The following is a 23,402-nucleotide window of genomic DNA, read 5'->3' as shown; positions in this document are numbered from 1 at the left end:
AACTACGCCGCCGCCAACACCTTCCTCGACGCCCTCGCCCACCACCGCCACACCCACGGACAACCCGCCACCAGCCTCGCCTGGGGACTCTGGGAGAAGCGCAGCTCGCTGACGGAGAAGCTCGGGGACGCGGATCTGGCGCGGATGGCGCGGGACGGCATCCTGCCGCTGGGCAACGAGGAGGGGCTCGCTCTCTTCGACGCGGCGCTCGAAGGCGGGCAGCCGCTGGCCGTGGGCGTCGGGCTCGATCCGGCGGCGCTGCGGTCGCGGGCCCGGGCGGGCTCGCTGCCGCCGCTGTTCGGCGAGCTGGCCGGCGAGGGCCGGACGGTGCGGAAGGCGTCGGGCGGCGCCTCGGCCGCGGCGGACGGGGGCACCGGGGTCCGGGAGCGGCTCGCCGCGCTGGCCGGTCCCGAGCGCCTCGACCTGCTGCTCGGGCTGGTGCGCGGTCACGTGGCGACGGTGCTCGGGCACACGGACGCGGCGGGCGTCGGCACCGAGCGGCCCTTCAAGGAGCTGGGTTTCGACTCGCTGACCTCGGTGGAGCTGCGCAACCGGCTGGGCGCGGAGCTGGGTCTGCGGCTGCCGAGCACGCTGGTGTTCGACCACCCGACGCCGTCGGCGCTCGCCCGGCACCTGCTGACGGCGCTCGCCCCGGCCGAGGAGGACCCGGTGGCGTCGGCTCTCGCCGAGCTCGACCGGATCGAGGCGCGGCTCGTGTCGCTGGGCGCGGGCGAGGGCGGTCGCGGCCGGCTGACCGGCCGGGTGCGCGACCTCCTGCTCCGCCTCGAGTCGGAGGGCGGCGACGCGGCGGAGGCGAACGCGGTGGAGCTGACGGAGGCGACCGACGACGACCTCTTCGACTTCATCGACCGGGAGCTCGGCGTCAACTGAGCCGTCGGCGTGGCGTCAACTGGCGCGGCGCCGTTGCCGATTGCTAAACGGGGACGGTCCCTGTATGTTCGAAGAGAACCGTGGAACGTCCCCGTTTAGCTCCTCGAGGAGATGCCGAATCATGAGTGAAAAGACCGTCACGAGCGCCGCGGGCCAGAGCCCGCCCACCGCCGAGGCGGCCGGTCGCCGCAACGGCATGGTGCTCCTCATCGTGCTCACCCTCCAGACGATGCTCATCCTCGACGTGAACGTGGTGAACATCGCCCTGCCCGACCTCAAGGTCGCGCTCGACTTCACCCCCACCGGACTCTCCTGGGTCCTCAGCTCCTACCTGCTGACCTTCGGCGGCCTGCTGCTCCTCGGCGGTCGCGCCGGAGACGTCCTCGGCCACCGCCGCGGGCTGCTCGTCGGCGTCACGATCTTCACCGCGGCCTCGCTGCTCGGCGGCCTGTCCAACTCGGCCGCGATGCTGCTCGCCGCGCGCGCCCTGCAGGGCATCGGCGCCGCCTTCGCCGCGCCCACCGTGCTCGCCCTCATCGCGACCCACTTCACCGACGAGAAGGCCCGGGCCAAGGCCCTCGGCATGTACGCGGCGGTCTCCGGCTCCGGCGCGGCCATCGGCCTCATCGGCGGCGGCCTGCTGACGGACTGGCTGTCCTGGCGCTGGGTGCTCTTCATCAACGTGCCGATCGGCATCGTGCTGCTGATCGCGGCCCCGATGTTCATCCACGAGACCGAGCGCAAGCCCGCCGGCTTCGACCTCGGCGGCGCGCTCACCTCCACCCTCGGCATGACCGCCCTGGTCTACGGCTTCATCCGGGCCGCCGAGAGCGGCTGGGGCGACGCGCTGACCCTGGCCTCCTTCGCCGCCGCCGTCGTGCTGCTCGTGGTCTTCGTCTTCGTCGAGAACCACGCCAAGCAGCCGATCACCCCGCTGCGGCTGTTCGCCGACCGCAACCGCGCGACCGGCTACCTCTCGCTGCTGTTCGTGATGGCGGCCGGCAACTCGATGTTCTTCTTCCTCACCCAGTTCCTCCAGGAGGTGCGGGGCTTCACCCCGATCCAGACGGGTCTGGCCTTCGTGCCGCTCGCACTGCTGATTCTGGCCACCTCCAGCATCGCCGCCAAGATCCTGCCCAGGACCGGGCCGCGCGTCCTGACCGCGGTCGGCGCCGCCGCCATCAGCGTCGGCCTGATCTGGTTCGCCCAGCTCACCCCCGAGGCCCAGTTCGTCTCCGGGATGCTCGGCCCCATGGTCGTCGCCGGTCTCGGCATGGGCACCCTGCTCGTCGGCGTCACCACCATCCTGATGTCCGGCGTCGCGCCCGAGGAGACCGGCGCCGCGTCCGGTCTGCTGAACGTCATGCAGCAGATCGGCGGCGCGCTGGGCCTCGCCATCATGGTGACCGTGTTCGGCGCCGCGAGCCGGGGCGCCGCCGACGAGGTCCCGGCCGGTCTCGACACCAAGGGCACCGCGGACTTCGTCCTCACCGAGGGCGTCACCACGGCCTTCGCCTGGGGCGCCGGCTTCACCGCCCTCACGATCCTGCTCACCTTCGTCATGCGTTCCGTCCCGATGGGCGGTGGCGCGGAGCAGGGCACGGAGGACTCCTCGGAGCAGTCCGGCAACCCCGTGCAGCACGTCACGTCACTGTAATTCCCTTTCGCGACTCCACGCGCAGCCCTGGCCGGTTCTCGCCGGTCAGGGCGCGTTCGTGTGCCCGCACGACGGACATCCTCCGGCTCGGGCCGCCGTAACAAAGCGCTCGTACCATCGTGGTTGAGTGATCAGGATTGCTCCATGCGAGACGTCGGCCCAAGGGGGAAGGGATGGTCACCACAACCATGTCGCTGATCGCCAAACAGAGCACGTCATCGGTCCGGTACAGGGAATCCTTACAACTGCTGGGCGCGCTGCAGGCGCTGCAGGAAGGCCGGGGAGGCATCGTCGAGCTGCTCGGAGAGCCCGGTTCGGGCAAGAGCCGACTGCTGACCCAGCTGACCTCCGTCGCACGCGACCGAGGCGTCACGGTGCTCGACGGACGCTGCTACCCCTCCGAACTTGACGAACCTTTGCACGTTTTCACCCGTGCAGTGAACGGCATCATGACGGCCGACCGGCTGTCCGCCCTCTCGCGCGAGCACGCCGAGCTGCTGCGGGCCGGCCTCTGCGCCCGGCTGGGCGGCCGGGGCACCGAACTGTCGCCGCTGCAGCTCTCCCAGGCGCTGCACGCGCTCCTGAGCCAGGCCGCCGACCACGGCCTGCTGCTCGTTCTGGACGACTTCCACTGGGCCGACCCGCAGTCGCTCGCGCTCGCCGACCACCTGGCCCGCTGGACCTTCCAGGCCCCGGTCCTGCTGGTGGTCGCGCACCGGCCGCGGCAGGCCGCGCCCTCGCTGCTCAGCACCCTCGCCCAGGGCGCCGAGCAGGGCCGGGTGGAGCGCATCGACCTGCCGCCGCTCGACCTGGACCAGGCGGCCCGGCTGCTCGGCGTACGCCCCGACACGGCCTGGTTGCCGTCGGCGCTCCACGAGAGCAACGGCCAACCGCTCTACCTGCTGGCGCAGGAGGAGTCGGCCACGAAGGGCACGGACCCGCGCACCCAGCTGCTCACCGGGCGCCTCGCGCCGCTGGCGGCCGAACTGGCCGGGCTGGACCCGGCGGAACGGCTCGTGGCCGAGTCCGCGGCCGTCCTCGGCGACCGGTTCAGCCGGGACGAGCTGGCGGCCGTCTCGGAGCTGCCCGTCGACGAGACCTGCGCCGTCGTCAACGCGCTGATCCAGCTGGACGTGCTGCGGCCGCTGCGCTGCTCCGGCACGCTCCTGGGCTTCCGGCACCGGATGCTCCGCCGGGTGCTGCACGACCAGGCCGACCGCTGCTGGCGCTCACAGGCCCACCGCAGGGCACTGACCGTGCTCAACCGCCGGTCCGCCTCGGCCTCGGAGCGTGCCGTGCACATCGAGCTCTCGACCACCTCCTTCACCCCGGAGGACCTGGAGACGCTCGCGAGGGCCGGGCAGGAGGCCGAGCAGACCGCACCGTACGACGCCGTGCGCTGGCTGCTCACGGCACTGCACGGACTGCCCGCGTCCGAGCAGCCCACCGGCCGGCTGCTCGGGCTGATCCCGCCGCTGGCCCGGGCGCTGCGGGCGGCCAACTACCTCACCGACGACGCCGGGCTGCGGGTGCAGCTGACGCAGGACTCGGCGCTGGAACCCGGCGAGGCGCACCAGGCCGCGGTGCGGCTCTGCGTGATCGTGGAATGTCTCCAGGGCCGGTTCAGCGAGGCCGCGGAACTGGTCACGGCCGCGATCGCCGAGCTGCGCTCCACGGGCGCCGACAACGATGTTCTGGCCCAGCTGACCATCTACCGGGGAATCGTCTCCTCGATGCGGGGCGACGAGCACCTGCCCAAGATCGCGGCCCAGGCGCTGGTCCTCGCCCGGGCCGGCGGGAAACGCACCACGCTGGCCGGGGCCATGGCGCTGCACGCGCTCGGGGAGCTCACGGCGGGCCGGATGCCCCAGGCACTGGCCTCGTACGACGCCGCCGTGCGCCAGATGGACGAGCTCTCGACCACCGACGTCTACTACCACAGCGAGTACCTTGCGCTCCTCGGCTGGTGCGCCATGGCACTCGGTCGGCCGCGCGAGGCCGAGTCGTTCTACGAGCGCGGCACGTCGGTGGTCCGGGACTGCTCGCACAACGCGATGCTGCCGGTGCTGCTCAGCGGGCTCGCCGAGGTCCAGCTGCGGCAGGGGCGGCTGGCGAGCGCCCGCAGGTCCGCCGCGGAGGCCGCCGAACTCGCGGGCTACCTGGGCGCCCAGCAGCTGCGGGCGGTGGCCCTGGCCCAGGAGGCGCTGTGCGTGACCTACGCGGACGCGCCGGGCAGCAGCCGGGCTTCCGCGCTCACCGAGCAGGCCGTGCAGAGCCTGCGGCGCTCGACCTGCCGCTGGCACGGCGCCGCCGTCCTCTCCCTGAGCGAGGCACTGCTGCTGCAGGGCGCCCCGGACCGCTGTGTGAGCCTGCTCCTGGATCTCGGCGGGACCGAGCTCGCCGAGCTGGAGCCGACGCTGCGGCCGAGGGGCTTCGAACTGCTCGCCCTGGCGTCGCTGTCCGGCGGCGCCGGGAGCGCCGGCAGCACCTCGCGGTGGGCCGACCGGGCGAACGGCGCCGCGCAGGCGCTGCGCCTGCCGCACAACCGCGCGTACGCGCTCGTGGCCCGGGGGCACCTGCTCTCCGAGCAGGGCGAGTGGGACGCGGCGGTGACGCTGTACCAGGAGGGAGAACGGGCCTTCGACAGCGCCCAACTGCGGCTGCACCGGCTGACGACCCGGATCCGGGCGGCCAGGGCGGCGAGCAACAGCAGCCGGCCGGAACGGGCCGCGGAGCTGTGGGCGTCCGCGCAGGAGCTGGCCGAGCAGTGGGACGTGCTGCTGCTCGCCCGGCTGAGTCCGGACGCACCGCTGGAGAACTCGCTCGGTCGCGGCTGCCACGCGTTGCTGCCCGGCCCGATCCCGTCGGTCACCGGTCTCGAAGTGCTGACCGAGCGCGAGCGGGAGGTCGCCCGGGAGGCCGGAACCGGCCGGCGGACCAGGGAGATCGCCGAGGCGCTGAGGCTGAGTCCGCGCACCGTGGAGGTCCATCTGTCCCGGATCTACCGCAAGTTGGAGATCGGTTCACGTGCGGAATTGGCTCGATTGATGGCCGTACGTATTTCCACTGATGCCGTTACGTGATCCTTCTGTGAGCCTGAAGGCACGGCAATGAACGGCGTGGGGAAATGACCGACGCCGACGCGGTTCTTCAGGGAGTTGTAGTGAGTCACGACGGGGTCGCCCATCATCACGTCTGGTCCGCTTCCGCCCGGTGTCCGGCCACCGGCACCGTGGTGGAGGAGCCGATCACGGAAGACGCGTTCCGGGGCGTTTTCCGGGCGCATCCGGCCGGTGTGGCGATCATCACGGCGATGGGCGAGAGACAGCCCGTCGGTTTCACCGCGACCTCACTCGCCTCCGTCTCGTCCGCTCCCCCTCTGGTGTCCTTCGGAGTCGGCCGAAACGCGTCGTCGTGGGCCACGGTCTGCGCCGCGGAGTACGTGGCGGTGCATCTGCTGGCCCACGACCAGCGGGAACTCGCGTCCGTGTTCGCACGCAGCGGCGCCGACCGCTTCGCTCCGCCGACCCGCTGGAGCCCCGGCCCGCACGGCGTGCCACTGCTCGACGGCGTTCCGGCCGCCCTGGTCTGCCGCAAGGTGTACGACCTGCCCGCCGGCGATCACAGCGTGGTGATCGCGCAGCCGATTCACGCGCGTCAAGGCGCCCCGGCCAGTCCCCTCGTCTATCTCGACGGTCGCTACGGCTCAGTGTCGCGCTGAGCGTTGTCGGTCTCGTGATCTCCGGAAGGTCAAAAAAAACATGCGTTTCGAAATCCTGGGCAGCCTCCGAATGACGGACGCCGACGAGGCATTCACCATCAGCGCGCCGAAGGTGGAATGCCTTCTCGCCGCCATGCTGGTCCGCGCGGGGAACGTCATATCCACCGACCAGTTGTGCGGCGAAATCTGGCGGGACGATCCGCCGCGCCGGGCCACCGCCACGCTGCACGTGTACATATCCCAGCTGCGCAAGATGCTGAAGGGCGCGAGCCGGACGCGGGGCCCCATCGTCACCCGCTTCCCGGGCTACGTCCTGGAGCTCGGCGGCGAGCACACCCTGGACGCCCACGACTTCCAGCGCCTGGCCCAGCAGGGCCGGGCGGCGGCGCGGGCGGGCCGGCACGCGGAGGTCTCCGCACTGTGCGGCCAGGCGCTGGCGCTGTGGCGCGGCACCGTCCTCGGCGAGCTGCGCGGCGGCGACATCGTGGACGAGTTCGCCACGTGGGCGGAGGAGACCCGGCTGGAGTGCGTCGAGCTGCGCAACGAGGCCGATCTGGCGCTCGGGCGCCACCGCGAGCTGGTGGGTCCGCTCTACGCGCTGGTGTCCAAGCACCCGCTCATCGAGGCGTTCCACCGTCAGCTGATGCTCGCCCTGTACCGCTCCGACCGCCGGGCCGACGCGCTCCAGGCCTTCCACACGGTGCGTTCGGCGCTCGACCGGGAGCTCGGGATCGGTCCGTGCCGTCAGCTGCACGAACTGCACCAGGAGATCCTCCTGGACTCGGCTCCCGCACTGACCAGAGCGGCGTGAACCAGACGGTGCGAAACCGGCGGTGCCCGGGCCGTGTTGAAAAACGGGGACAGTCCCCATATTCTCGTTCCATGACCACTGAACTGGGAATCCGACTGTCCGTCCTGGACACCGCTCCGGTGTGGCGGGGGTCGAGCGCGACCGTTTCGCTGCGCAACACCATCCGGCTCGCCCGCGAGGTCGACCGGCTCGGCTACCACCGCTTCTGGCTGGCCGAGCACCACAACATGCCGTCCCTCTCGACCTCGTCCCCGGCGATCCTCGCCGGACAGATCGCCGCCGCCACCACCCGACTGCGGGTGGGGGCCGGCGGCGTGATGCTCCCCAACCACCCGCCGCTGGTGGTCGCCGAGCAGTTCGGCACCCTGGCCGCCCTGCACCCCGGCCGGGTGGACCTCGGTCTCGGCCGCGCCCCCGGCACCGACCCGCTCACGGCCAGGGCGCTGCGCCGCCAGGCCGGCCCGCTCGGGGGCAACGACTTCCCGGCGCAGATCCAGGAGCTCCTCGGCTACTTCGCGCCGCCCGGGGGCTCCGCCCCGGCCGAGGCCGCACGGGGAGTCGTGTCGGCCGTGCCGGCGAGGGAACAGTCCGTCCCCGTCTGGCTCCTCGGCTCCAGCGGCTACAGCGCACAGCTCGCCGCCGCCCTGGGCCTGCCCTTCGCCTACGCGCACCACTTCGCCCCGCACGGCACGCTGGCCGCGATGGACGCCTACCGCTCCGAGTTCCGTCCCTCGCCGTACCTCTCCGAGCCGTACGCGATGATCGCCGCCTTCGGCGCCGTGACCGAGGACGACGAGCGCGCGGCCGCGCTCAGCGCACCACTGCGGATGATCACCGCCCAGTCGCTGCGCGGCCAGAACCCGTACTTCCCGCCCGCCGAGGAGGCCGCCCGCTTCTCCTTCTCCCCGGAGGAGCGGGCGGTCGTCGACCAGATGTACGACCCGCAGATCTTCGGCGCACCGGAGACCGTGCGGCAGCGGATCACCGAGCTCGTCAAGGCCACCGGCGCCGACGAGCTGATGATGCTCAGCGTGGTCGAGGACCACGACGAGCGCGTGCGGTCCTACGAGCTGCTCGCCGAGCTGGCCGGGCTGAGCTCACCCGCCCCGGTCGCCGCGGTCTGATCCACCGCCTCGGCGAGGAGCCGGAACGTCCGGACCCTGGCCTCGAGGCCGAACACGGGCGCCGTCGCGAGCAGTTCGTCGGCGCCCGTACGGGACCGGAAGTCGGCGAGGCGCCGACGCGCGGTCTCCGGACCGCCCACGATCTGCGGAGCGAAGTGCCCCTCCAGATAGCGACGGTGACCTTCCGTCAACGGATAGCCCGCCGCCTGCTCGGGCGTCCGGAAGAGGGTCAGCGGATTGATCCGCCCCTCCACATGGGCCACCTTGATGGGCCCGGCCTGGTACTCGGCCTCCTCGTCCGTGTCGGCCACGACCACCTGCGCGGACACCGCGACATAGGGCCGTTCCAGCCTCTCCGAGGGACGGAACTCCTCGCGGTAGCGTGCCACCGCCGCCTCCGTCCCCGACGGGTTGAGGTGGTGGGCGAAGGCGTACGGCAGGCCGAGCCGGGCCGCGAGCGAGGCGCTGGAGGCGCTCGTGCCCAGCAGCCACACCGGCAGCGGGTTCTCGACCGGCGGACAGACCGCGACCGGCGGGCGGGCGTCCGCCGCGGACGGCGACAGGTAGCCGATCAGCTCGGCCAGCTGCTCGCCGAAGGCGCCCTCGTGCGCCGGGTCGCCGGTGCGCCGCAGCGCCCGGGCGGTGGCGGGCTCGCCGCCCGGCGCGCGGCCGACGCCGAGGTCGATCCGGCCCGGGTGGAAGACCTCCAGGGTGGCGAACTGCTCGGCCACGACGTACGGCACGTGGTTGGGCAGCATCACGCCGCCCGAACCGATCCGCAGCGTCGAGGTGACGCCGGCCAGCTGCCCTATGAGCACGGGCGGCGTGGAGGTGCCGAAGGCCGGCATGTTGTGGTGCTCGGCCAGCCAGTAGCGGTGGTAGCCGAGCCGCTCCACCTCCGGTGCGAGCTCCAGGAGTTCCCGCAGCGACCGGGCGGCCGGAACCCCGTGGAAGACGGGCACCGTGTCGAGCACGGACAGACGGAAGGGGGCGGTGTCGTTCATGGGCGACTCACGATCGTCGGACACGGCCGGAGCCCGAGGGCCCGGCCAGGGTGGTTGAGGACACGGCGGACCGCGGCACGGTGCCGTCGGCCCGCCGGAGCGTCACGCCGGGCTCCCGGCGTCCTGCCCGACCGGCGGGAGGACAGGGGTCGCCGCTCCCAGCAGCTGTCGGGTCCAGGGGTGTTCCGGGCGGGTGAAGACCTGCTCGGCCGGGCCGGTCTCGACGACGCGGCCCGCCCGCATCACCGCGACCCGGTCGCTGACGTGACGCACGACGCCGAGGTCGTGCGAGATGAACAGCATTGCCACGCCCAGCCGTTCGCGGACCCGGTCGAACACGTCGAGCACCTGCGCCTGCACGGAGACGTCGAGCGCGGAGACCGGCTCGTCGCAGACCAGCACGTCCGGTTCCGGCGCGAGCGCGCGGGCGATGGCCACCCGCTGCCGCTGGCCGCCGGACAGCCCGCGCGGGCCGCGGCCGAGCAGCTCGGGTCCCAGGCCGACCAGGCCCAGGAGTTCGACGACCCGCTCCCGGTGGCGGCGCGCGGCCCGCCGGCCGCCGGCGCCGAGCGCCTCGGCCACGATCCGCTCCACCGTCCAGCGCGGGTCGAAGGAGGACAGCGGATCCTGCTGCACCAGCTGGATCCGGCCCCGCCGGGCGGCCCGCGAGCGTTCGCCGGCACCGGACCAGGGCAGGCCGAGCAGGGTCACCGTCCCCCGGTCAGGCTCGGTGAGCCCGAGCACGATCCGGGCCAGCGTGGACTTTCCGGAGCCGGACTCGCCGAGGACGCCGAGCGTCTCGCCCGCGTGCAGCACACAGGACACGTCGTCGAGCGCGGTCATGCCGCCGCCGGGCCCGCCGTAACGCTTCACCAGGCCCTCGGCGCGGAGCACCTCCGTACCGGCGCCGCCGCGTCCGGTGCTCCGTCGGCGGGCGGCACGGGCGTCCGGGACCGCGTCGAGGAGACGGCGGGTGTACGGATGGGCGGGGGCGGCGAGGACCCGCGCGGCGGGGCCGCTCTCCACGATCCGGCCGTCCCGCATCACCGCGATCCGGTCGGCGAGCCGGGCGACCGCCGCCAGGTCGTGGCTGATCAGCAGCACGGCGGTGCCCGCGTCCCGGCGGACGGCGAGCAGGTCGAGGATCTGCGCCTGCACGGTCATGTCGAGCGCGGTGGTCGGCTCGTCGGCGATCAGGACGCGGGGTCCCGCGGCGAGGGCGGAGGCGATCAGCGCCCGCTGCCGCTGCCCGCCCGAGAGCTGGTGCGGGAACTGCCGGGCCCGCCGCTCGGATTCGGGCACGGCGACCTCGCGCAGCAGCTCGACGGACCGGCCCGGCCGGTCGCGGCGGGTGCCGATGCCGTGGTTGGCGAGCGACTCCTCGATCTCGGCGCCGACCCGGCGCAGCGGGTCGAGGGAGACCAGCGCGTCCTGGAGCACCAGGCCGATCTCGGCGCCGCGCAGCCGCCGCCACGCGCGTTCGTCGAGGGCGGTCAGGTCCCGGCCGTCGAAGTCGAGGGTCCGGGCGGTCACGGTGGCGCCGGGACCGGTGAGTCCGGCGAGGGTGCGGCCGGTGAGGGTCTTGCCGGAGCCCGACTCGCCGACCAGGGCCAGGCACTCGCCGGCCCGCAGCGCGAGGTCCACGCCGTGCACGACCTCGGTGCGGTCGCGGCCGCGGCCGAAGGAGATCCGCAGGTCCTCCACGGTGACGAGGGCCCGCTCCGCGCGGGTGGTGTCAGTGTTCACGGCCGTCCCTCCGGTCGAAGCGGCGCTGCAGGGCCCGGCCGACGACCGTCACGGAGACGACGGTGACGGTGATGGCCAGGCCGGGGAAGACGGCCGACGCCCACGCGGTGTCCAGGTGGTCGCGGCCCTCGGCGAGCATCGCGCCCCACTCGGGCGAGGGCGGCTGCGGGCCGAGGCCGAGGAAGCTGAGGGTGGACCCGGCGATGACGGCGCTGCCCACGTCGACCGTGGCCAGGACGAGCAGCGGCGGCAGGGCGTTGGGCAGCAGGTGCCGGAACAGGATCGACGCCCGGCCGCGGCCCGTCACCCGTGCCGCCTGCACGTAGTCGCTGTCGCGGATGGCGAGCGCCTGGCCACGGGCGAGCCGGACGAAGCCGGGCAGCAGGGAGGCGCCGATGGCCAGGGTGGCGTTGCCGGTGCCGGGGCCGAGGACGGCGACGACCACCAGCGACAGCATCAGCCCGGGGAAGGCCATCAGGATGTCGGTGCCGCGCATCAGGACCTGGTCGACGGCCCGGCCCGCCGTCGCGGCGAACACCCCGAGCAGCGAGCCGGCCACGACGGCGAGGGCGGTCGCGCCGAACCCGATGACCAGCGAGGTGCGGGCCCCGTGCACGATTCGGCTGAGCACGTCGCGTCCCAGCTGGTCGGTGCCCAGCCAGTGCCCGGAGCCGGGCCCCGCGAGCGCGTCGACCGGGTCGATGAGGTCCGGCTGCCGGGGCGCGACCAGGTCCGGCGCCGCGGCGGCGACGGCGACGGCCAGGAGCACCACCGCGGCCAGCGCCACCCCGGGCCTGAACCGGCGCGGGGCACGGCGCGGGCCCCCGGGAGCGGCGTGGCCCGGGGCGTCGGCGGTCGTCCCGTCGGCGCCGGCCGCGGCACCGAGCCCGGAGGCCGAGGCGGACGCGGAGGCCGAGGCGGACGCGGTCATCCGATGCTCCTCTCGTCGATGCGCGGGTCCACGAGCCGGTAGAGCACGTCCACCGCGAGGTTGATCAGGGCGAAGGCGACGGCGGAGACCAGCACCACGCCCGTCACCACCGGCAGGTCGCGGCCGGCCACGGCGGCGGCCGTGACCTGGCCCAGGCCCTGGCGGCTGAAGACGGTCTCCACCACCACCGCGCCGCCGAACAGCGCGCCCACCGCCCAGCCGGACAGGGTGATCAGCGGGATCAGCCCGTGCCGCAGGGCGTGCCGGAGCCGGATCGCGGTCTCGCCGCCGCCCCGGGCTCGCGCGGTGAGCACGAAGGGCTGTTCCAGGGCCCGTTCCAGCTCCTCCCGCAGCACCTGGGTGAAGGCGCCCACGAGACCGGCCGCGAGGGTGACCGCCGGGAGCGCCAGGGCGGCGGCGCCGCTGCCTCCCATCGCCGGGAACCAGCGGAGCCGGAAGGAGAGCAGCGCCAGCAGGAGCAGACCGGTCCAGAAGGCCGGGGTGGAGGCGGCGACGAGTTCGAGGGAGGAGGCGATCCGCCGGACCCGCGGCCGGTGGGCGGTGAGCACGGCCAGGGTCACCGAGACGAGCAGCGCGAGCAGCAGGGCCGCGACGGCGAGCTGGACGGTGGGCCACAGCTGCCCGCCGATCACCTCGCCGACCGGCTGCTGCAGCTGGAAGGACTCGCCGAGGTCGCCGGTGAGCAGCCCGCGCATGAACCGCCCGTACTGCACGGCGAGCGGCTCGTCGAGGGCGAGGTCGTGCCGTACCCGCGCCACGAGTTCGGGCGTGGGGTTGGTGGAGCCGAGCACGCTGCGCACCGGGTCGCCGGGCAGCAGCCGGAAGGCGAAGAAGACGGCGTTGGCCGCGCCGAAGACGACCAGGGCGGCCAGCAGCAGCCGGCGCGCGAACCAGCGCAGGGGCAGCACCGTCAGTCCTCCAGCCGGGCGTCGTGGAAGCGGGGGTACGCCTGGACGTCGAAGGTCACGCCGCGCACCCGGTCGGAGACCCCGAGGAGGGTGGCGGGGGCGTACACGGGCAGGGCGTAGGCCTGGTCGTTCACGCGTGCCTGGGCCTTCGCGTACAGGGCCGTGCGGCGGGCGGGGTCGCGGGTGGCGGAGGCCTCGCGGAGCCAGCCGTCGAGCTGCGGGTCGGCGAGTCCGAAGGCGTTGACGCCGCCCTTGTCGCCGGTCTGCGCGGAGTCGAAGAAGGTCCGCAGGATGTCGGGTTCGGCGCGGTTCCAGCTGAAGGCGAGGACGTCGGCGTCGCGGCCGACCGCCTTCTGGAGGTAGGCGCCGGGTTCGAGGGCGGTGAACCGGAGCTCGATGCCGGCCCGCTTGGCCTCGGCCTGGATGCCCTGGCCGAGCAGCGCCCGCTGGTCGCGCATCAGGCTGTTCATGTAGGGCCAGTGGACGGTGAGGCGGACGCCGTTCCTGGTGCGGTAGCCCTGCTCGTCGCGCCCGGTCCACCCGGCCGCGTCGAGGAGCCGGGCCGCCTCCTCGGGGTCGTACGGCCGACCGCCCTCGGTCGCCCGGGCGTAGCCGCCGGTGACGGGCGTCAGGGTGCTCCAGGAGCGCTCGTACGCGCCCGAGTACAACGCCTTCACCAGCGCGTCGAAGCGCACGGAGCACTGCAGGGCGCGGCGCACGCGCGGGTCGTCGAGCGGCGCCCGGTTGACGTTGAGCAGGAGGGTGTACGGCGCGCCGGGCTGGGTGGCCCGCATCAGCCGGAAGCCGTCGGCGTGCCGGAGCCTGCCGACGTGGCTGGGCGGTACGGCGGAGGCCAGGTCGACCTGGCCCGAGCTGAGGGCGCCGAAGCGCGAGGCGGCCTCCGGGATGAACTCGACGGTGAGGCCGGCGACGTGTGCCGGTCCCCGGTCGGCGGCGTCCGGCGGGCCCCACGCGTAGTGCGGGTTGCGGTCCAGGTCGATCCGCCGGTTGCGGGTCCAGCCGGCGAAGACGAACGGGCCGCTGCCGACGGGCCTCAGGCACGTCCGGCCGCGGTTCGCGCGCAGCGCGGTGGGCGACTGGATGCCGAACGTGGCCGTGGACAGCACCTGGAGGAACGGCGTGTACGGGCGGGAGAGCCGGATCCGTACGGTGCGGGCGTCGACGACGGTGGCGTGCTCGTACATGGAGATGAGTCCGGCCGCGTACTGCGACTTGGTCTCGGGTGCGACGGTGTGGTCGAGGGTGGCCTTGACGGCGGTCGCGTCGAAGGCGGTGCCGTCGTGGAAGCGGACGCCGTCGCGCAGGTGGAAGGTGTACGTCCGCCCGTCGCCGGAGACCTGCCAGGACGTGGCGAGCCAGGGCCGGACACGGCCCCGGGCGTCCATGGCGACCAGCGAGTCGAAGACGCCGCGGCCCAGGGCCGCCGTCACGTCGTACGGGCTGATCTGCGGGTCCAGGCAGTCGGGCTGGGTGTCGACGGCGTACACGATCCGGCCGTCCCGCCCCTCCGCCCGACCGGTCCCGGTGCCGCACCCGGTGGCGGCGCAGGCCAGGGCCAGCGCCGCCACCAGGGCCCGGCGGACGGCGGTGCGCTGCGTACGGGTCCTCATGCTCCCGGCTGCCCCTCGGCGTCGTCGGTGCCGGAGGCGACCCGGAGCGCGGCGGCCGGGCACAGGTGCTCGGCCTCCCGGGCGAGCTTCGCGTCCGCCTCGGTGGCGACGGTGTCGGTCAGCAGGACGACGAGGCCGTCCTCGTCCTGGTCGAACACGTCGGGCGCGGTCAGGACGCACTGGCCCGCGCCGATGCAGCGGCCGGAGTCGGCGGTGATGCGCACCGGCCTCACCACGCCACGGGGAGTTCGTAGATGCCCTGCACACCGCTCTGCGCGGGCTTGATCTCCACCTCTTCGGCGGGGACGGCGAGCCGCAGCCCCGGGACGCGGGAGAAGAGCAGGGTGAGGGCGCTCTGCATCTCGGCGCGGGCCAGGTTCTGGCCGATGCACTGGTGCACGCCGTATCCGAAGGCGAGGTGGTGCCGGGCGCCGCGGCCCAGGTCCAGCGCGTCGGGGTCCTCGAAGGCCTCCGGATCGCGGTTGATCTCGGCGGTGGACAGCATGACGCTGTCGCCGGCCTTGATGTGGGCGTCGCCGACGGTCATGTCCTCGGCGGCGATCCGCATGGCCACGTCCCCGATGGAGAGGTAGCGCAGCAGCTCCTCGACGGCCGGGGCCGCCCCGTCCGGGTCGGCCCGGAAGGCCGCCAGCTGGCGCGGGTTCTGCAGCAGCGTGAAGGTGCTCAGCGTGATCATGCTGGCGGTGGTCTCGTGACCGGCCATCAGCAGGATGATGCCGAGCCGGATCACGTCGTCGCGGGACAGCGAGCCGTCGGCGAGGTCCCTGTGCACCAGGGTGTCGAGCAGGCCCTCGCCCTGCTCGGACTCCTTCTCCTTGCGGTCCACCAGGGACGTCAGGTAGTCCCGCAGGTTCATGAGCGCCCCCGTCGCGTCCTCCTCGGACACGTCGGGCGAGACGAGCAGCGCCGACTGCTCCTCGAAGTAGGCGTGGTCCTCGTAGGGCACGCCGAGGATCCCGCAGATGGTGTGCGAGGACAGCGGCAGCGCGAGGTCGTGCAGGATCTCCGCGGGCGGGCCCTGTTCGACGAGGGCGTCGACGAGTTCACCGGCGCGCCGGTGGATCGACTCGCCGAGCTCGCGGGTGCGGCGCACGGAGAAGGAGGGGATGAGCCGGCGCCGGTACGCGGAGTGCTCCGGCGGGTCCATCCCGACGAGGATCGTCGCCTTCTGGATGGCCTTGCGGCGCGGGCTCGGCGACGGGAAGTCCGGCCGCCCCCAGTCGGAGGAGAGCCGCGGGTCGATGAGCAGCTCACGGGCGACGGCGTGGCCGAGGACCACCCAGGTGGGGCGGCCGTCGTAGAGCCGGGCGCGCACCACGGGTCCCTCGGTGAGCCGCAGGTCGCGGTAGCCGGGCGGCGGCTGGTACGGGCAGGTGCGCAGCTGCGGGAAGTCGGGCAACGGCGCGTTTCCGGTGGTGAGGCCCACGGCGCTGGGGCGTGACATGCGCGATCTCCTGCGAGCGGCGACATTCGGGCTGGGGCAAGAGTGGAAGGGGTGTCTTGCGCCGCTCTAAAGGACGGCTGTGGGTGGCGCCCGCGGAAGCGGCCGGAAGGCGGGTTTAGGCCGCGCTAAAGGGTGCTTTAGCCGGGCTGCGGAGATTGGCGGGATGCAGATCGCAGCCATCGCCCGGGAGCGGCGACACACGCTCTTCTTCCTCGACGAGATACGGCCCTTCGCGCCGGTCCACCTCGACACGGAGGTGGACATGTCCGGGGTGCTCGCGCACCGCGAGGCCCACCGCGGCGACAGCCGGCTGTCCGTGGTCACGTACGTGCTCCACTCCGCGGCCCGGGTGATCGCCGCCCACCCGGAGGCGAACGCCGCGATCCGCGGCCGGCTGCGCCCCAAGGTCGCCCGCTACGGCGAGGTCTCCGGGAAGGTCGCCCTCGACAAGCGGGTCGGCGGCCGGCGGGTCGTGGTCTCCACGGTCCTGCCGGACCTGGACCGGACCGATCTGAAGGGCATCCAGCACGAGCTGGAGCGCTTCCGGGACGGCGACCCGGAGACCGTGCCGGAGTTCGCCCCGATGCTGCTGCTGCACCGGCTGCCGTCGCTGCTCGCGCGCGCCGCCTACCGCCGCGCGGTGCGCCCGCTCCTCGCCCACCCGCGCTTCTTCGGCACCTTCTCGGTGTCGTCCCTGGGCCACCGGGCCGTCGACGGCTTCCACTCGGTGGGCGGCACGACCCTCACCTTCGGCGTGGGCCGGGTCGCGGAGCGCCCCGTGGTGCGGGACGGCGAGCTGACGAGCGCCCCCGTGATGCGGCTGAACCTCACCTTCGACCACCGCGTGATCGACGGCGCGGAGGCGGCGGACGTCCTCACCGAGGTCAAGGAGTCGCTGGAGGGCTACTCGGCCGAGGAGGCGCTGCGGTGAACGACGTCACGGAGCTGAAGCGGTTCGTGGAGGTGCACGGCCGCATCCTCGGCATCCCGGGCGGGCGGCTGGCCCAGGTCCTCGGGCGGATCCGGCACGACGAGGACGGCGAGCCCGGCTCCTGGGCCCGGGAGTGGACCGAGGCCGGCGTCGAACTGGAGCGGCGGGGCCGGGAGGTGGAGGCCGGACGGCACTTCAACATCGCCCGCTTCCCCTACGTGGACGGCCCGGCGCGCGCCGACGCGCAGGAGCGCACCGTCGCCTCCTTCGACCGCTGGCGGCTCGGCGACACCTCCGGGATCCAGCGGGTCGACCTCGACCTCCCCGGCGGCCGGGTGCGCTGCTGGGCGGCCGGGCTCGCCCCGCGCGGCGGCGAACGCGCGCCCGTGCTGCTGCTCAGCGGCGGCATCGTCAGCGTGAAGGAGCAGTTCGGTCCGATCCTCGCCAGGGCGGGGCGGCTGGGCCTGGCCGTCGTCGCCGCCGAGATGCCGGGCGTCGGGGAGAACGAGCAGCGTTACGGGGCGGAGAGCCACCGCATGGTCCCCGAGATCCTCGACGCCCTCGCGGACCGCGCGGACACCGACCGGACCGTCGCCGTGATGATGAGCTTCAGCGGTCACATGGCGCTGCGGGCGGCCCTCCACGACAAGCGGATCCAGGGCGTGGTGACGGCCGGCGCGCCGATCGGCGCCTTCTTCACGGACGCCGAGTGGCGGCCCCGGGTGCCCCGGGTCACCGTCGACACCCTGGCCCACCTCACCGGCCACACCCCGGACACCGTCCTGCCCCGGCTCGCGGACCTGGCGCTGACGCCGGACGAACTCTCGGCGATCCAGGTGCCCGTGGCGTACACGGTGAGCGCGCGCGACGAGATCATCCCGCCCGGCGACCGGCTGCTCCTCGAGAACCACGTGCGCGACCTGCGGCTGCTCGTCCACGACGACGTGCACGGCTCGCCGTCCCACGTCGCCGAGTCCCGGCTGTGGAGCCTGCGTTCCGCCCTGGACGCCCTCGGCGGTCACGGTCCCCAGCGCCGGTTCCTCGGCCTCGCCCTGACCGCGCTCCGGGCCCGCGAACGGCTGACCGGGACGGGCGGTCGCGGCTCCGCCCCGGCGGAGCCGTCCGGGGAGCGGTCGTGACCGCCGGGCCGGTACCCGTGTTCCGGTTCGGGGTCAGTCAGATCGTCCAGGACGCCGACTGGCCCGGCATCGCCCGGGAGGCCGAACGGCTCGGCTACGACACCCTCGCGACCACCGACCACCTGGGCATGACCGCGCCGTTCCCGTCCTTGGTGGCCGCCGCCGCGGCCACCGAACGGATCGAGGTCGCCACCTACCTGACCAACACCGCGCTGTGGGACCCCGAGGTGCTCGCCCGGGAGATCGCCGGCACCGACCGGCTCACCGGCGGACGGCTCTGCGTCGGCCTGCACGCGGGCCAGACCGGCAGCACCGCGACGGCCTCGCTCACCGCCGCGGACAAGCGGAAGCGGCTCGCCGAGACCGTCGACGTGCTCGACCGGCTGCTCACCGACCCGGCACACCTGCCCCGGCCGTTCCGGACGCCCCGGCCCCGGCTGATGATCGGCGCCGGCGAACCGGAGGAGCTGGAACTCGCCGCCCGCCGGGCCGACACCGTCTGCTTCCTCGGCGCCGAACTCCCGCCCGGAGGCGGCTTCGTGCTCATCGGCCCCGAGGAGTTCGCCGCCCAGGTGGCCGGCGTCCGCGCCCGGGCCGCCGAACTCGGCCGCTCCCCCGAACTGAACACCGGCGTCAAGAAGGTCGTCGTCACCGACGACCGGCGGGCCGCCGCCGAGCGGCTGCGTCCCGCGCTCGCCCCGCACCTGACCACGGACCAGCTCCTCGACCTGCCCTCCGTGCTGATCGGCACCCACGAGGAGATCGCCGGGCAGATCCGCCGCGGCCACGAACGGTACGCCCTCACGTCGTACATGGTCCTCGCCGCCCACCTCCACGACTTCGCCCCCGTGATCCCGCTCCTGCGGAAAGGATGACCCCCGTGACCGACCCCGTGATCGTCGTGGGCGCCGGCCCCACCGGTCTGATGCTCGCCTGCGAGCTCGGCCTGGCCGGCGCGCCCGTCGTCGTCCTCGACCGACGCGACGCGCCCGACCCGCACGCCCCCGGCCAGGCCGTCAACGCGGGCGTCGTCGCGCTCCTCGAACAGCGGGGCCTGGCCGACGAGCTGCGCGCGTCCGGACTCCCGCTGCCCGGCGCGCACTTCTCCCTGCTGTGGCTGCGTCCCGAGCGGCTCGCCGCCGGCCGGCCCGAGGTGGGCACCGGACTCCTCGTGCCCCAGTCCCGGCTGACCGAGGTCCTGGAGCGGCGGGCCCGCGAACTCGGCGTGGACGTCCGCCGGGGCCACGAGGTGACGGAACTCCGCCGGTCCACCGGACACGTGACGCTGAGACTGCGCACCTCCACGGGCGAGTCCACGCTGCGCGGCTCGTACGTGGTCGCGGCCGACGGCGCCGGAAGCACCGTGCGCCGCCTGGCGGGCATCGACTTCCCGGGCAGCGGCTGGACCGTGTCGGGCGTCGTCGGCGACGTCACGGCCGACTTCTCCGAGCTCGCCGTCCACCACCTCGGCGCGCACTACCTGCCCGCCGGCGGGGTCTACTCGGGCGCGCCCGCCGGGCCCGGAGTGCTGCGGGTGATCACCACCGTGTTCGGCGCCACGCCCCCCGCTCCGTCGGGCCCCGTCGCCGCGGAGGAACTCCAGGGCGAGGTCGAACACCTCACCGGGCAGCCGCTGCCGGCCCGCGAGGTGCTGTGGGCCCACCGCTTCACCAGCCACAGCGGCAACGCCGAACGCTACCGGTCCGGCCGGGTGTTCCTCGCCGGCGACGCGGCGCACTCCTTCTACCCGCTGGGCGGACTGCGCCTGAGCACCTGCCTGCAGGACGCCGTCAACCTCGGCTGGAAGCTCGCCGCGGATCTGGCCGGCTGGGCGCCGCCCGGCCTGCTCGACACGTACCACGCCGAGCGCCACCCGGAGGGCGAGCGGGCCCGGCTCGCGCTCGACGCCCAGCTGGCCCTGATGCACCCGGCGGCCCGCACCGCCGGGGCCCGCTCGCTCGTCGCGGACCTCGCCCGCTTCGACGACGTCAACCGGTATCTGGTCGAGCTGGTGACCGGCGTCGACCTGCGCTACCGCCTGGGCGCCGACGGCCCCTCCGGCTCCGCCGTCCCCGACCCCGACCCCGCGCTCGGCGGCCGTGTCCCCGGCGCCGCGCCACTCCTCCACGACGGCCGCGGCCTGCTGCTCGTCGGGGAGGACGAAGGGGACGGCGGGGACGGTTCGTTCACGGCCACCGCCGCGGCCTGGGCCGACCGGATCGGCGTCGCGCCCGCCTCCGCGGCCGGCGCGACCGGCTCCGTACTGCTGCGCCCGGACGGGCACGTCGTATGGGCCGAGGGCTCGGGCTCGCTGGAGACGGCCCTGAAGAACTGGTTCGGCGCGCCGCGCTGAGCGAGCGAGGAGACGGAAGAAGCGCCCGCGAGGATCGCGGGCGCTTCTTCGTACGGGATGTCTCGTACGGGATGTCGTACGGGACACGGAGACGTGCGGGGCGGGGTCAGGCCAGTTCGAGGGCGAAGCCCGCCTTCAGCCACTTGCTGGACTCGACGGAGATGCCGAGGACCCGGTCTCCCGGCACCAACTGCGGCAGGACCTCCTCCAGCTGGAAGAACGGCATCGCGTTGCCCGTGTTGGCGATGGTGTCGACGCGGGTGATCTCCTCCGCGAGCGGCATGTCCAGGCCCTCGACGATCCGCCGCGTCATGCGCCCCGACAGCTGGGGCGGCAGCAGGTAGTCCACGTCCGTGACCGCCCAGCCCAGATCGCCGAGCAGCTCCTCGGCGATCTCCCGGGACATCACCGGGACGGACTCCTCGATCGCCTTGTAGTCCTCCTTGATGTGCGCGCGGTCCGCGTCGGCCCGGTCGAGCGCGCCGGTCCACTCCACGATCTGGCCCGGCTCACGGCCCCGCCCGGTCAGCCGGTTGAGGACCCGGCGGATCACCGGCGCGCCCTCGGTCGGCTCCGCGGTCAGCACGGCCGCGCCGGCGCCGTCGCCGAACAGCACGAAGTTGACCAGCTCGCCCGAGTCGAGCTTCGTGAGGTCGACGCCCGGGTCGTAGTGCCGGGAGCACAGCTCACCGCCGATCACCAGGGCCGTGCGGTGCCCGCCGGCCCGCAGCATCTGGCTGCCGACGTCGAGGGCCTGGAAGGCGCCCGCGCAGCCCGACTGCAGCTGGTAGGTCGGCACGCCGTCGATCCCGAGCCGGTCCGCGACGATGTTGACGGTCGCGGGCATCAGCTGGTCGGGCGTGGCGGTGCCGAGGACGACCAGGTCGATGTCGCCGGGCCCGAGACCGGCGTCCGCCAGGGCACGGGCACCGGCCTCGGTGGCCAGGTCGGCGAGGGTGGACCGGAGCCTGCCGGTCTTCAGGTCCACCGACAGGTGCCGGGCCCGGGTCCCGACGAAGGCGTCGACCCACTCCTCCCAGATCGGGTCCATGCCGAAGTGCCGGGCCAGGTCCGCGTTCTCCAGGGGGTCACCGGGCAGGGCGGTGCCCACGGACAGGATGTGGATTTCCGAGGCTTCCATCCCGCCACTTTCGGCCGCCCGGCTGACGCCCCGCTGACGGCTGTCTAAAGAGGCCCTTAGGCGCCGTACGGAACATCCGCGCCGGTCAAGGGGGGACCGCCACGGCTCGGCGACGGCTTTAGGTCACGCTAAGCAGCCCGCAAGCCGCGTCGGCGACGTTGCCCGGAAGACCGTCTGGCATCGCGAGGGATGGGTTCATGGCCAACGAAGCAAAACTCCGGGACTACCTCAAGCGGGTGACGACCGACCTGCAGCAGACCCGGCAGAGGCTGACCGACGTCGAGGCCGCGGCGCACGAGCCGATCGCGATCGTCGGCATCGGCTGCCGCTTCCCGGCCGGTGTGCGCAGCCCCGAGGACCTGTGGCGGCTGCTCGCCGCCGGCGGCGACGCCGTCACGGACTTCCCCGAGGGCCGCGGCTGGGACCTCGACCGGCTGCACGCGCCGGACCCGGACTCCGACGCCCAGGCCACCACGTACGTGGCCAAGGGCGGCTTCCTGCACGACGCGGGCCTCTTCGACGCCGGCTTCTTCGGCATCAGCCCGCGCGAGGCCGAGGCGATGGAGCCGCAGCAGCGGGTGCTCCTGGAGACCGCCTGGGAGGCCCTGGAGCGGTCCGGGATCTCCCCGGACAGCCTGCGCGGCAGCGACACCGGCGTGTTCGTCGGCGCCATCGCCCAGGACTACGCGCGTCCCGAGGAGATCCGCCCCGAGCTGGAGGGCTACCTCGTCACCAACACGACGAGCGTGGCCTCCGGCCGGATCGCCTACACCCTGGGCCTCGAAGGTCCCGCGCTCACCATCGACACCGCCTGCTCGGCCTCGCTGGTCGCGCTGCACCTCGCCACCCAGTCGCTGCGGCAGGGCGAGTGCTCGCTCGCGCTGGCCGGCGGCGCGACGGTCATGGCGTCCCCGGTGCTGCTCACCGAGTTCAGCCGGCAGCGCGGGCTCGCGGCCGACGGCCGCTGCAAGGCCTTCGCCTCCGGCGCGGACGGCACCGGCTTCAGCGAGGGCTCCGCGCTGCTCGTCCTGGAGCGTCTCTCGGACGCCCGCCGCAACGGCCACCCGGTGCTCGCGGTGATCCGCGGCACGGCCGCGAACCAGGACGGCGCGAGCAACGGCCTCACCGCGCCCAACGGCCTCGCGCAGGAGGCCGTCATCCGCCAGGCCCTCGCCAACGGCCGGCTGACGGCCGATCAGGTCGACGCGGTCGAGGCCCACGGCACCGGCACGACCCTCGGCGACCCGATCGAGGCGCAGGCGCTCATCAACACGTACGGACAGGGCCGGAGCGGCGACGAACCGGTGTGGCTGGGCTCGATCAAGTCGAACATCGGTCACACGCAGGCCGCGGCGGGCGTCGCGGGCGTCATCAAGATGATCATGGCGATGCGGAACGGGGTGCTGCCCCGGACCCTGCACGTCGACGAACCGACGGACCACGTCGACTGGTCGGACGGCACCGTACGACTCCTCACCCAGGAGCAGCCCTGGCCGGTACGGAACGACCGGCCGCGCCGCGCGGGCGTGTCGTCGTTCGGCATCAGCGGGACGAACGCGCACGTCGTGATCGAGCAGGCCCCCGAGGAAACCCCGGCCGCCGACACCCCCGAACCCGCCGATCTGCCCTGGCTGCTGTCGGCCAAGACCCAGCAGGCCCTGCACGACCAGGCCCGACAGCTCCACACCTACACCACCGACCACCCCGACGTGCCGGCACCACAGATCGCCGGCGCCCTCGCCGCCCGCGCCCGCTTCGACCACCGCGCCGTCCTCGACACCACCGACCGCGACACCCTGCTCACCGCCCTCACCGCCCTCGCCCAGGGCGGTGAGGCCACCGGCCTGACCACCGGCACCGCACTCACCGGCAAGACCGCCTTCCTCTTCACCGGCCAGGGCAGCCAACGCCCCGGCATGGGCCGCGAA

19 protein-coding genes are annotated in these 23,402 nt (G+C 73.8%); 11 read left to right on the top strand and 8 right to left on the bottom strand.

All coding sequences use genetic code 11. From position 1 onward, the window contains the following. The 6 genes from ACFYUZ_RS38590 to ACFYUZ_RS38565 form a co-directional block, all read left to right on the top strand. On the top strand, positions 1–891 hold an 891-nt coding region (locus ACFYUZ_RS38590), incomplete at its 5' end, for a beta-ketoacyl reductase (protein WP_389317702.1). Between the two features lie 121 nt (positions 892–1,012). Continuing rightward, the gene (locus tag ACFYUZ_RS38585) at positions 1,013–2,548 is read left to right on the top strand and encodes an MFS transporter (protein ID WP_389317699.1); all 1,536 of its coding nucleotides are present in this window, start codon (positions 1,013–1,015) and stop codon (positions 2,546–2,548) included. A gap of 173 nt (positions 2,549–2,721) precedes the next feature. Continuing rightward, positions 2,722–5,631, top strand: coding sequence for an AAA family ATPase (locus tag ACFYUZ_RS38580; RefSeq protein ID WP_389317696.1), 2,910 nt, complete (start codon positions 2,722–2,724; stop codon positions 5,629–5,631). A 44-nt stretch (positions 5,632–5,675) separates the two neighbouring features. Continuing rightward, positions 5,676–6,269 (top strand): flavin reductase family protein, encoded by a 594-nt coding sequence (locus tag ACFYUZ_RS38575; protein ID WP_389317693.1) that lies wholly within the window; start codon positions 5,676–5,678, stop codon positions 6,267–6,269. A gap of 40 nt (positions 6,270–6,309) precedes the next feature. Next, complete coding sequence (locus ACFYUZ_RS38570) at positions 6,310–7,080, top strand: BTAD domain-containing putative transcriptional regulator (RefSeq protein WP_389317690.1); 771 nt, start codon at positions 6,310–6,312, stop codon at positions 7,078–7,080. Between the two features lie 71 nt (positions 7,081–7,151). Further along, entirely contained in the window at positions 7,152–8,204 is a 1,053-nt protein-coding gene (locus ACFYUZ_RS38565; RefSeq protein WP_389317686.1) for an LLM class flavin-dependent oxidoreductase, read from the top strand. Here ACFYUZ_RS38565 and ACFYUZ_RS38560 read toward each other — a convergent pair. The 7 genes from ACFYUZ_RS38560 to ACFYUZ_RS38530 form a co-directional block, all read right to left on the bottom strand. Further along, positions 8,144–9,208, bottom strand: coding sequence for an LLM class flavin-dependent oxidoreductase (locus ACFYUZ_RS38560; protein WP_389317683.1), 1,065 nt, complete (start codon positions 9,206–9,208; stop codon positions 8,144–8,146). The two genes, ACFYUZ_RS38565 and ACFYUZ_RS38560, sit on opposite strands and share 61 nt — an antisense overlap. Positions 9,209–9,310: 102 nt before the next feature. After that, positions 9,311–10,954, bottom strand: a complete 1,644-nt coding sequence (locus ACFYUZ_RS38555; RefSeq protein ID WP_389317680.1) for a dipeptide ABC transporter ATP-binding protein — start codon at positions 10,952–10,954, stop codon at positions 9,311–9,313. Further along, a complete protein-coding gene (locus tag ACFYUZ_RS38550; RefSeq protein ID WP_389317678.1) occupies positions 10,944–11,885 on the bottom strand; it encodes an ABC transporter permease in 942 nt (313 codons plus the stop codon). Before ACFYUZ_RS38550 ends, ACFYUZ_RS38555 begins: the two co-directional genes overlap by 11 nt. After that, complete coding sequence (locus ACFYUZ_RS38545) at positions 11,882–12,814, bottom strand: ABC transporter permease (protein WP_389317675.1); 933 nt, start codon at positions 12,812–12,814, stop codon at positions 11,882–11,884. Before ACFYUZ_RS38545 ends, ACFYUZ_RS38550 begins: the two co-directional genes overlap by 4 nt. Before the next feature lie 2 nt (positions 12,815–12,816). Further along, positions 12,817–14,445 (bottom strand): ABC transporter substrate-binding protein, encoded by a 1,629-nt coding sequence (locus ACFYUZ_RS38540; protein ID WP_389317672.1) that lies wholly within the window; start codon positions 14,443–14,445, stop codon positions 12,817–12,819. Continuing rightward, positions 14,442–14,669, bottom strand: coding sequence for a ferredoxin (locus tag ACFYUZ_RS38535; RefSeq protein ID WP_389317670.1), 228 nt, complete (start codon positions 14,667–14,669; stop codon positions 14,442–14,444). The genes ACFYUZ_RS38540 and ACFYUZ_RS38535 overlap by 4 nt, the downstream gene beginning before the upstream one ends. A gap of 5 nt (positions 14,670–14,674) precedes the next feature. Continuing rightward, positions 14,675–15,910, bottom strand: a complete 1,236-nt coding sequence (locus tag ACFYUZ_RS38530) for a cytochrome P450 (protein ID WP_389317667.1) — start codon at positions 15,908–15,910, stop codon at positions 14,675–14,677. Positions 15,911–16,073: 163 nt separating this feature from the next. Here ACFYUZ_RS38530 and ACFYUZ_RS38525 point away from each other — a divergent pair, with 163 nt between their 5' ends. The 4 genes from ACFYUZ_RS38525 to ACFYUZ_RS38510 are packed head-to-tail and all read left to right on the top strand — an operon-like array spanning position 16,074 to position 20,333. After that, on the top strand, positions 16,074–16,841 hold the full coding sequence (locus ACFYUZ_RS38525; protein WP_389317664.1) for a 2-oxo acid dehydrogenase subunit E2: 768 nt from the start codon (positions 16,074–16,076) through the stop codon (positions 16,839–16,841). Next, the gene (locus tag ACFYUZ_RS38520) at positions 16,838–17,980 is read left to right on the top strand and encodes an alpha/beta hydrolase (protein ID WP_389317661.1); all 1,143 of its coding nucleotides are present in this window, start codon (positions 16,838–16,840) and stop codon (positions 17,978–17,980) included. The genes ACFYUZ_RS38525 and ACFYUZ_RS38520 overlap by 4 nt, the downstream gene beginning before the upstream one ends. After that, positions 17,977–18,855: a TIGR03621 family F420-dependent LLM class oxidoreductase gene (locus ACFYUZ_RS38515; protein WP_389317658.1), complete on the top strand. Its 879-nt coding sequence runs from the start codon at positions 17,977–17,979 to the stop codon at positions 18,853–18,855. Before ACFYUZ_RS38520 ends, ACFYUZ_RS38515 begins: the two co-directional genes overlap by 4 nt. A 5-nt stretch (positions 18,856–18,860) precedes the next feature. Beyond that, the gene (locus ACFYUZ_RS38510; RefSeq protein WP_389317656.1) at positions 18,861–20,333 is read left to right on the top strand and encodes an FAD-dependent monooxygenase; all 1,473 of its coding nucleotides are present in this window, start codon (positions 18,861–18,863) and stop codon (positions 20,331–20,333) included. A gap of 106 nt (positions 20,334–20,439) precedes the next feature. Here ACFYUZ_RS38510 and ACFYUZ_RS38505 read toward each other — a convergent pair whose 3' ends face one another. After that, on the bottom strand, positions 20,440–21,474 hold the full coding sequence (locus ACFYUZ_RS38505) for a 3-oxoacyl-ACP synthase III family protein (RefSeq protein WP_389317653.1): 1,035 nt from the start codon (positions 21,472–21,474) through the stop codon (positions 20,440–20,442). Positions 21,475–21,671: 197 nt separating this feature from the next. Between ACFYUZ_RS38505 and ACFYUZ_RS38500 the strand changes: the two genes are divergently transcribed. Next, a partial coding sequence (locus ACFYUZ_RS38500; protein WP_389317650.1) for a type I polyketide synthase occupies positions 21,672–23,402 on the top strand: 1,731 nt, incomplete at its 3' end.

Source organism: Streptomyces sp. NPDC004266, from assembly GCF_042874095.1.
GTDB lineage: Bacteria > Actinomycetota > Actinomycetes > Streptomycetales > Streptomycetaceae > Streptomyces.
Note: the sequence above shows the minus strand (reverse complement) of the source record. Positions and strands in the feature narration are given on the sequence as shown.

What these genes read in the sequence shown, in the direction of transcription:
- ACFYUZ_RS38585 (WP_389317699.1), top strand. Translation starts at nt 1,013, where the DNA reads ATGAGTGAAAAGACCGTCACGAGCGCCGCGGGCCAGAGCCCGCCCACC.
- ACFYUZ_RS38580 (WP_389317696.1), top strand. Translation starts at nt 2,722, where the DNA reads ATGGTCACCACAACCATGTCGCTGATCGCCAAACAGAGCACGTCATCG.
- ACFYUZ_RS38575 (WP_389317693.1), top strand. Translation starts at nt 5,676, where the DNA reads ATGACCGACGCCGACGCGGTTCTTCAGGGAGTTGTAGTGAGTCACGAC.
- ACFYUZ_RS38570 (WP_389317690.1), top strand. Translation starts at nt 6,310, where the DNA reads ATGCGTTTCGAAATCCTGGGCAGCCTCCGAATGACGGACGCCGACGAG.
- ACFYUZ_RS38565 (WP_389317686.1), top strand. Translation starts at nt 7,152, where the DNA reads ATGACCACTGAACTGGGAATCCGACTGTCCGTCCTGGACACCGCTCCG.
- ACFYUZ_RS38560 (WP_389317683.1), bottom strand. Translation starts at nt 9,208, where the DNA reads ATGAACGACACCGCCCCCTTCCGTCTGTCCGTGCTCGACACGGTGCCC.
- ACFYUZ_RS38550 (WP_389317678.1), bottom strand. Translation starts at nt 11,885, where the DNA reads ATGACCGCGTCCGCCTCGGCCTCCGCGTCCGCCTCGGCCTCCGGGCTC.
- ACFYUZ_RS38540 (WP_389317672.1), bottom strand. Translation starts at nt 14,445, where the DNA reads ATGAGGACCCGTACGCAGCGCACCGCCGTCCGCCGGGCCCTGGTGGCG.
- ACFYUZ_RS38530 (WP_389317667.1), bottom strand. Translation starts at nt 15,910, where the DNA reads ATGTCACGCCCCAGCGCCGTGGGCCTCACCACCGGAAACGCGCCGTTG.
- ACFYUZ_RS38525 (WP_389317664.1), top strand. Translation starts at nt 16,074, where the DNA reads ATGCAGATCGCAGCCATCGCCCGGGAGCGGCGACACACGCTCTTCTTC.
- ACFYUZ_RS38505 (WP_389317653.1), bottom strand. Translation starts at nt 21,474, where the DNA reads ATGGAAGCCTCGGAAATCCACATCCTGTCCGTGGGCACCGCCCTGCCC.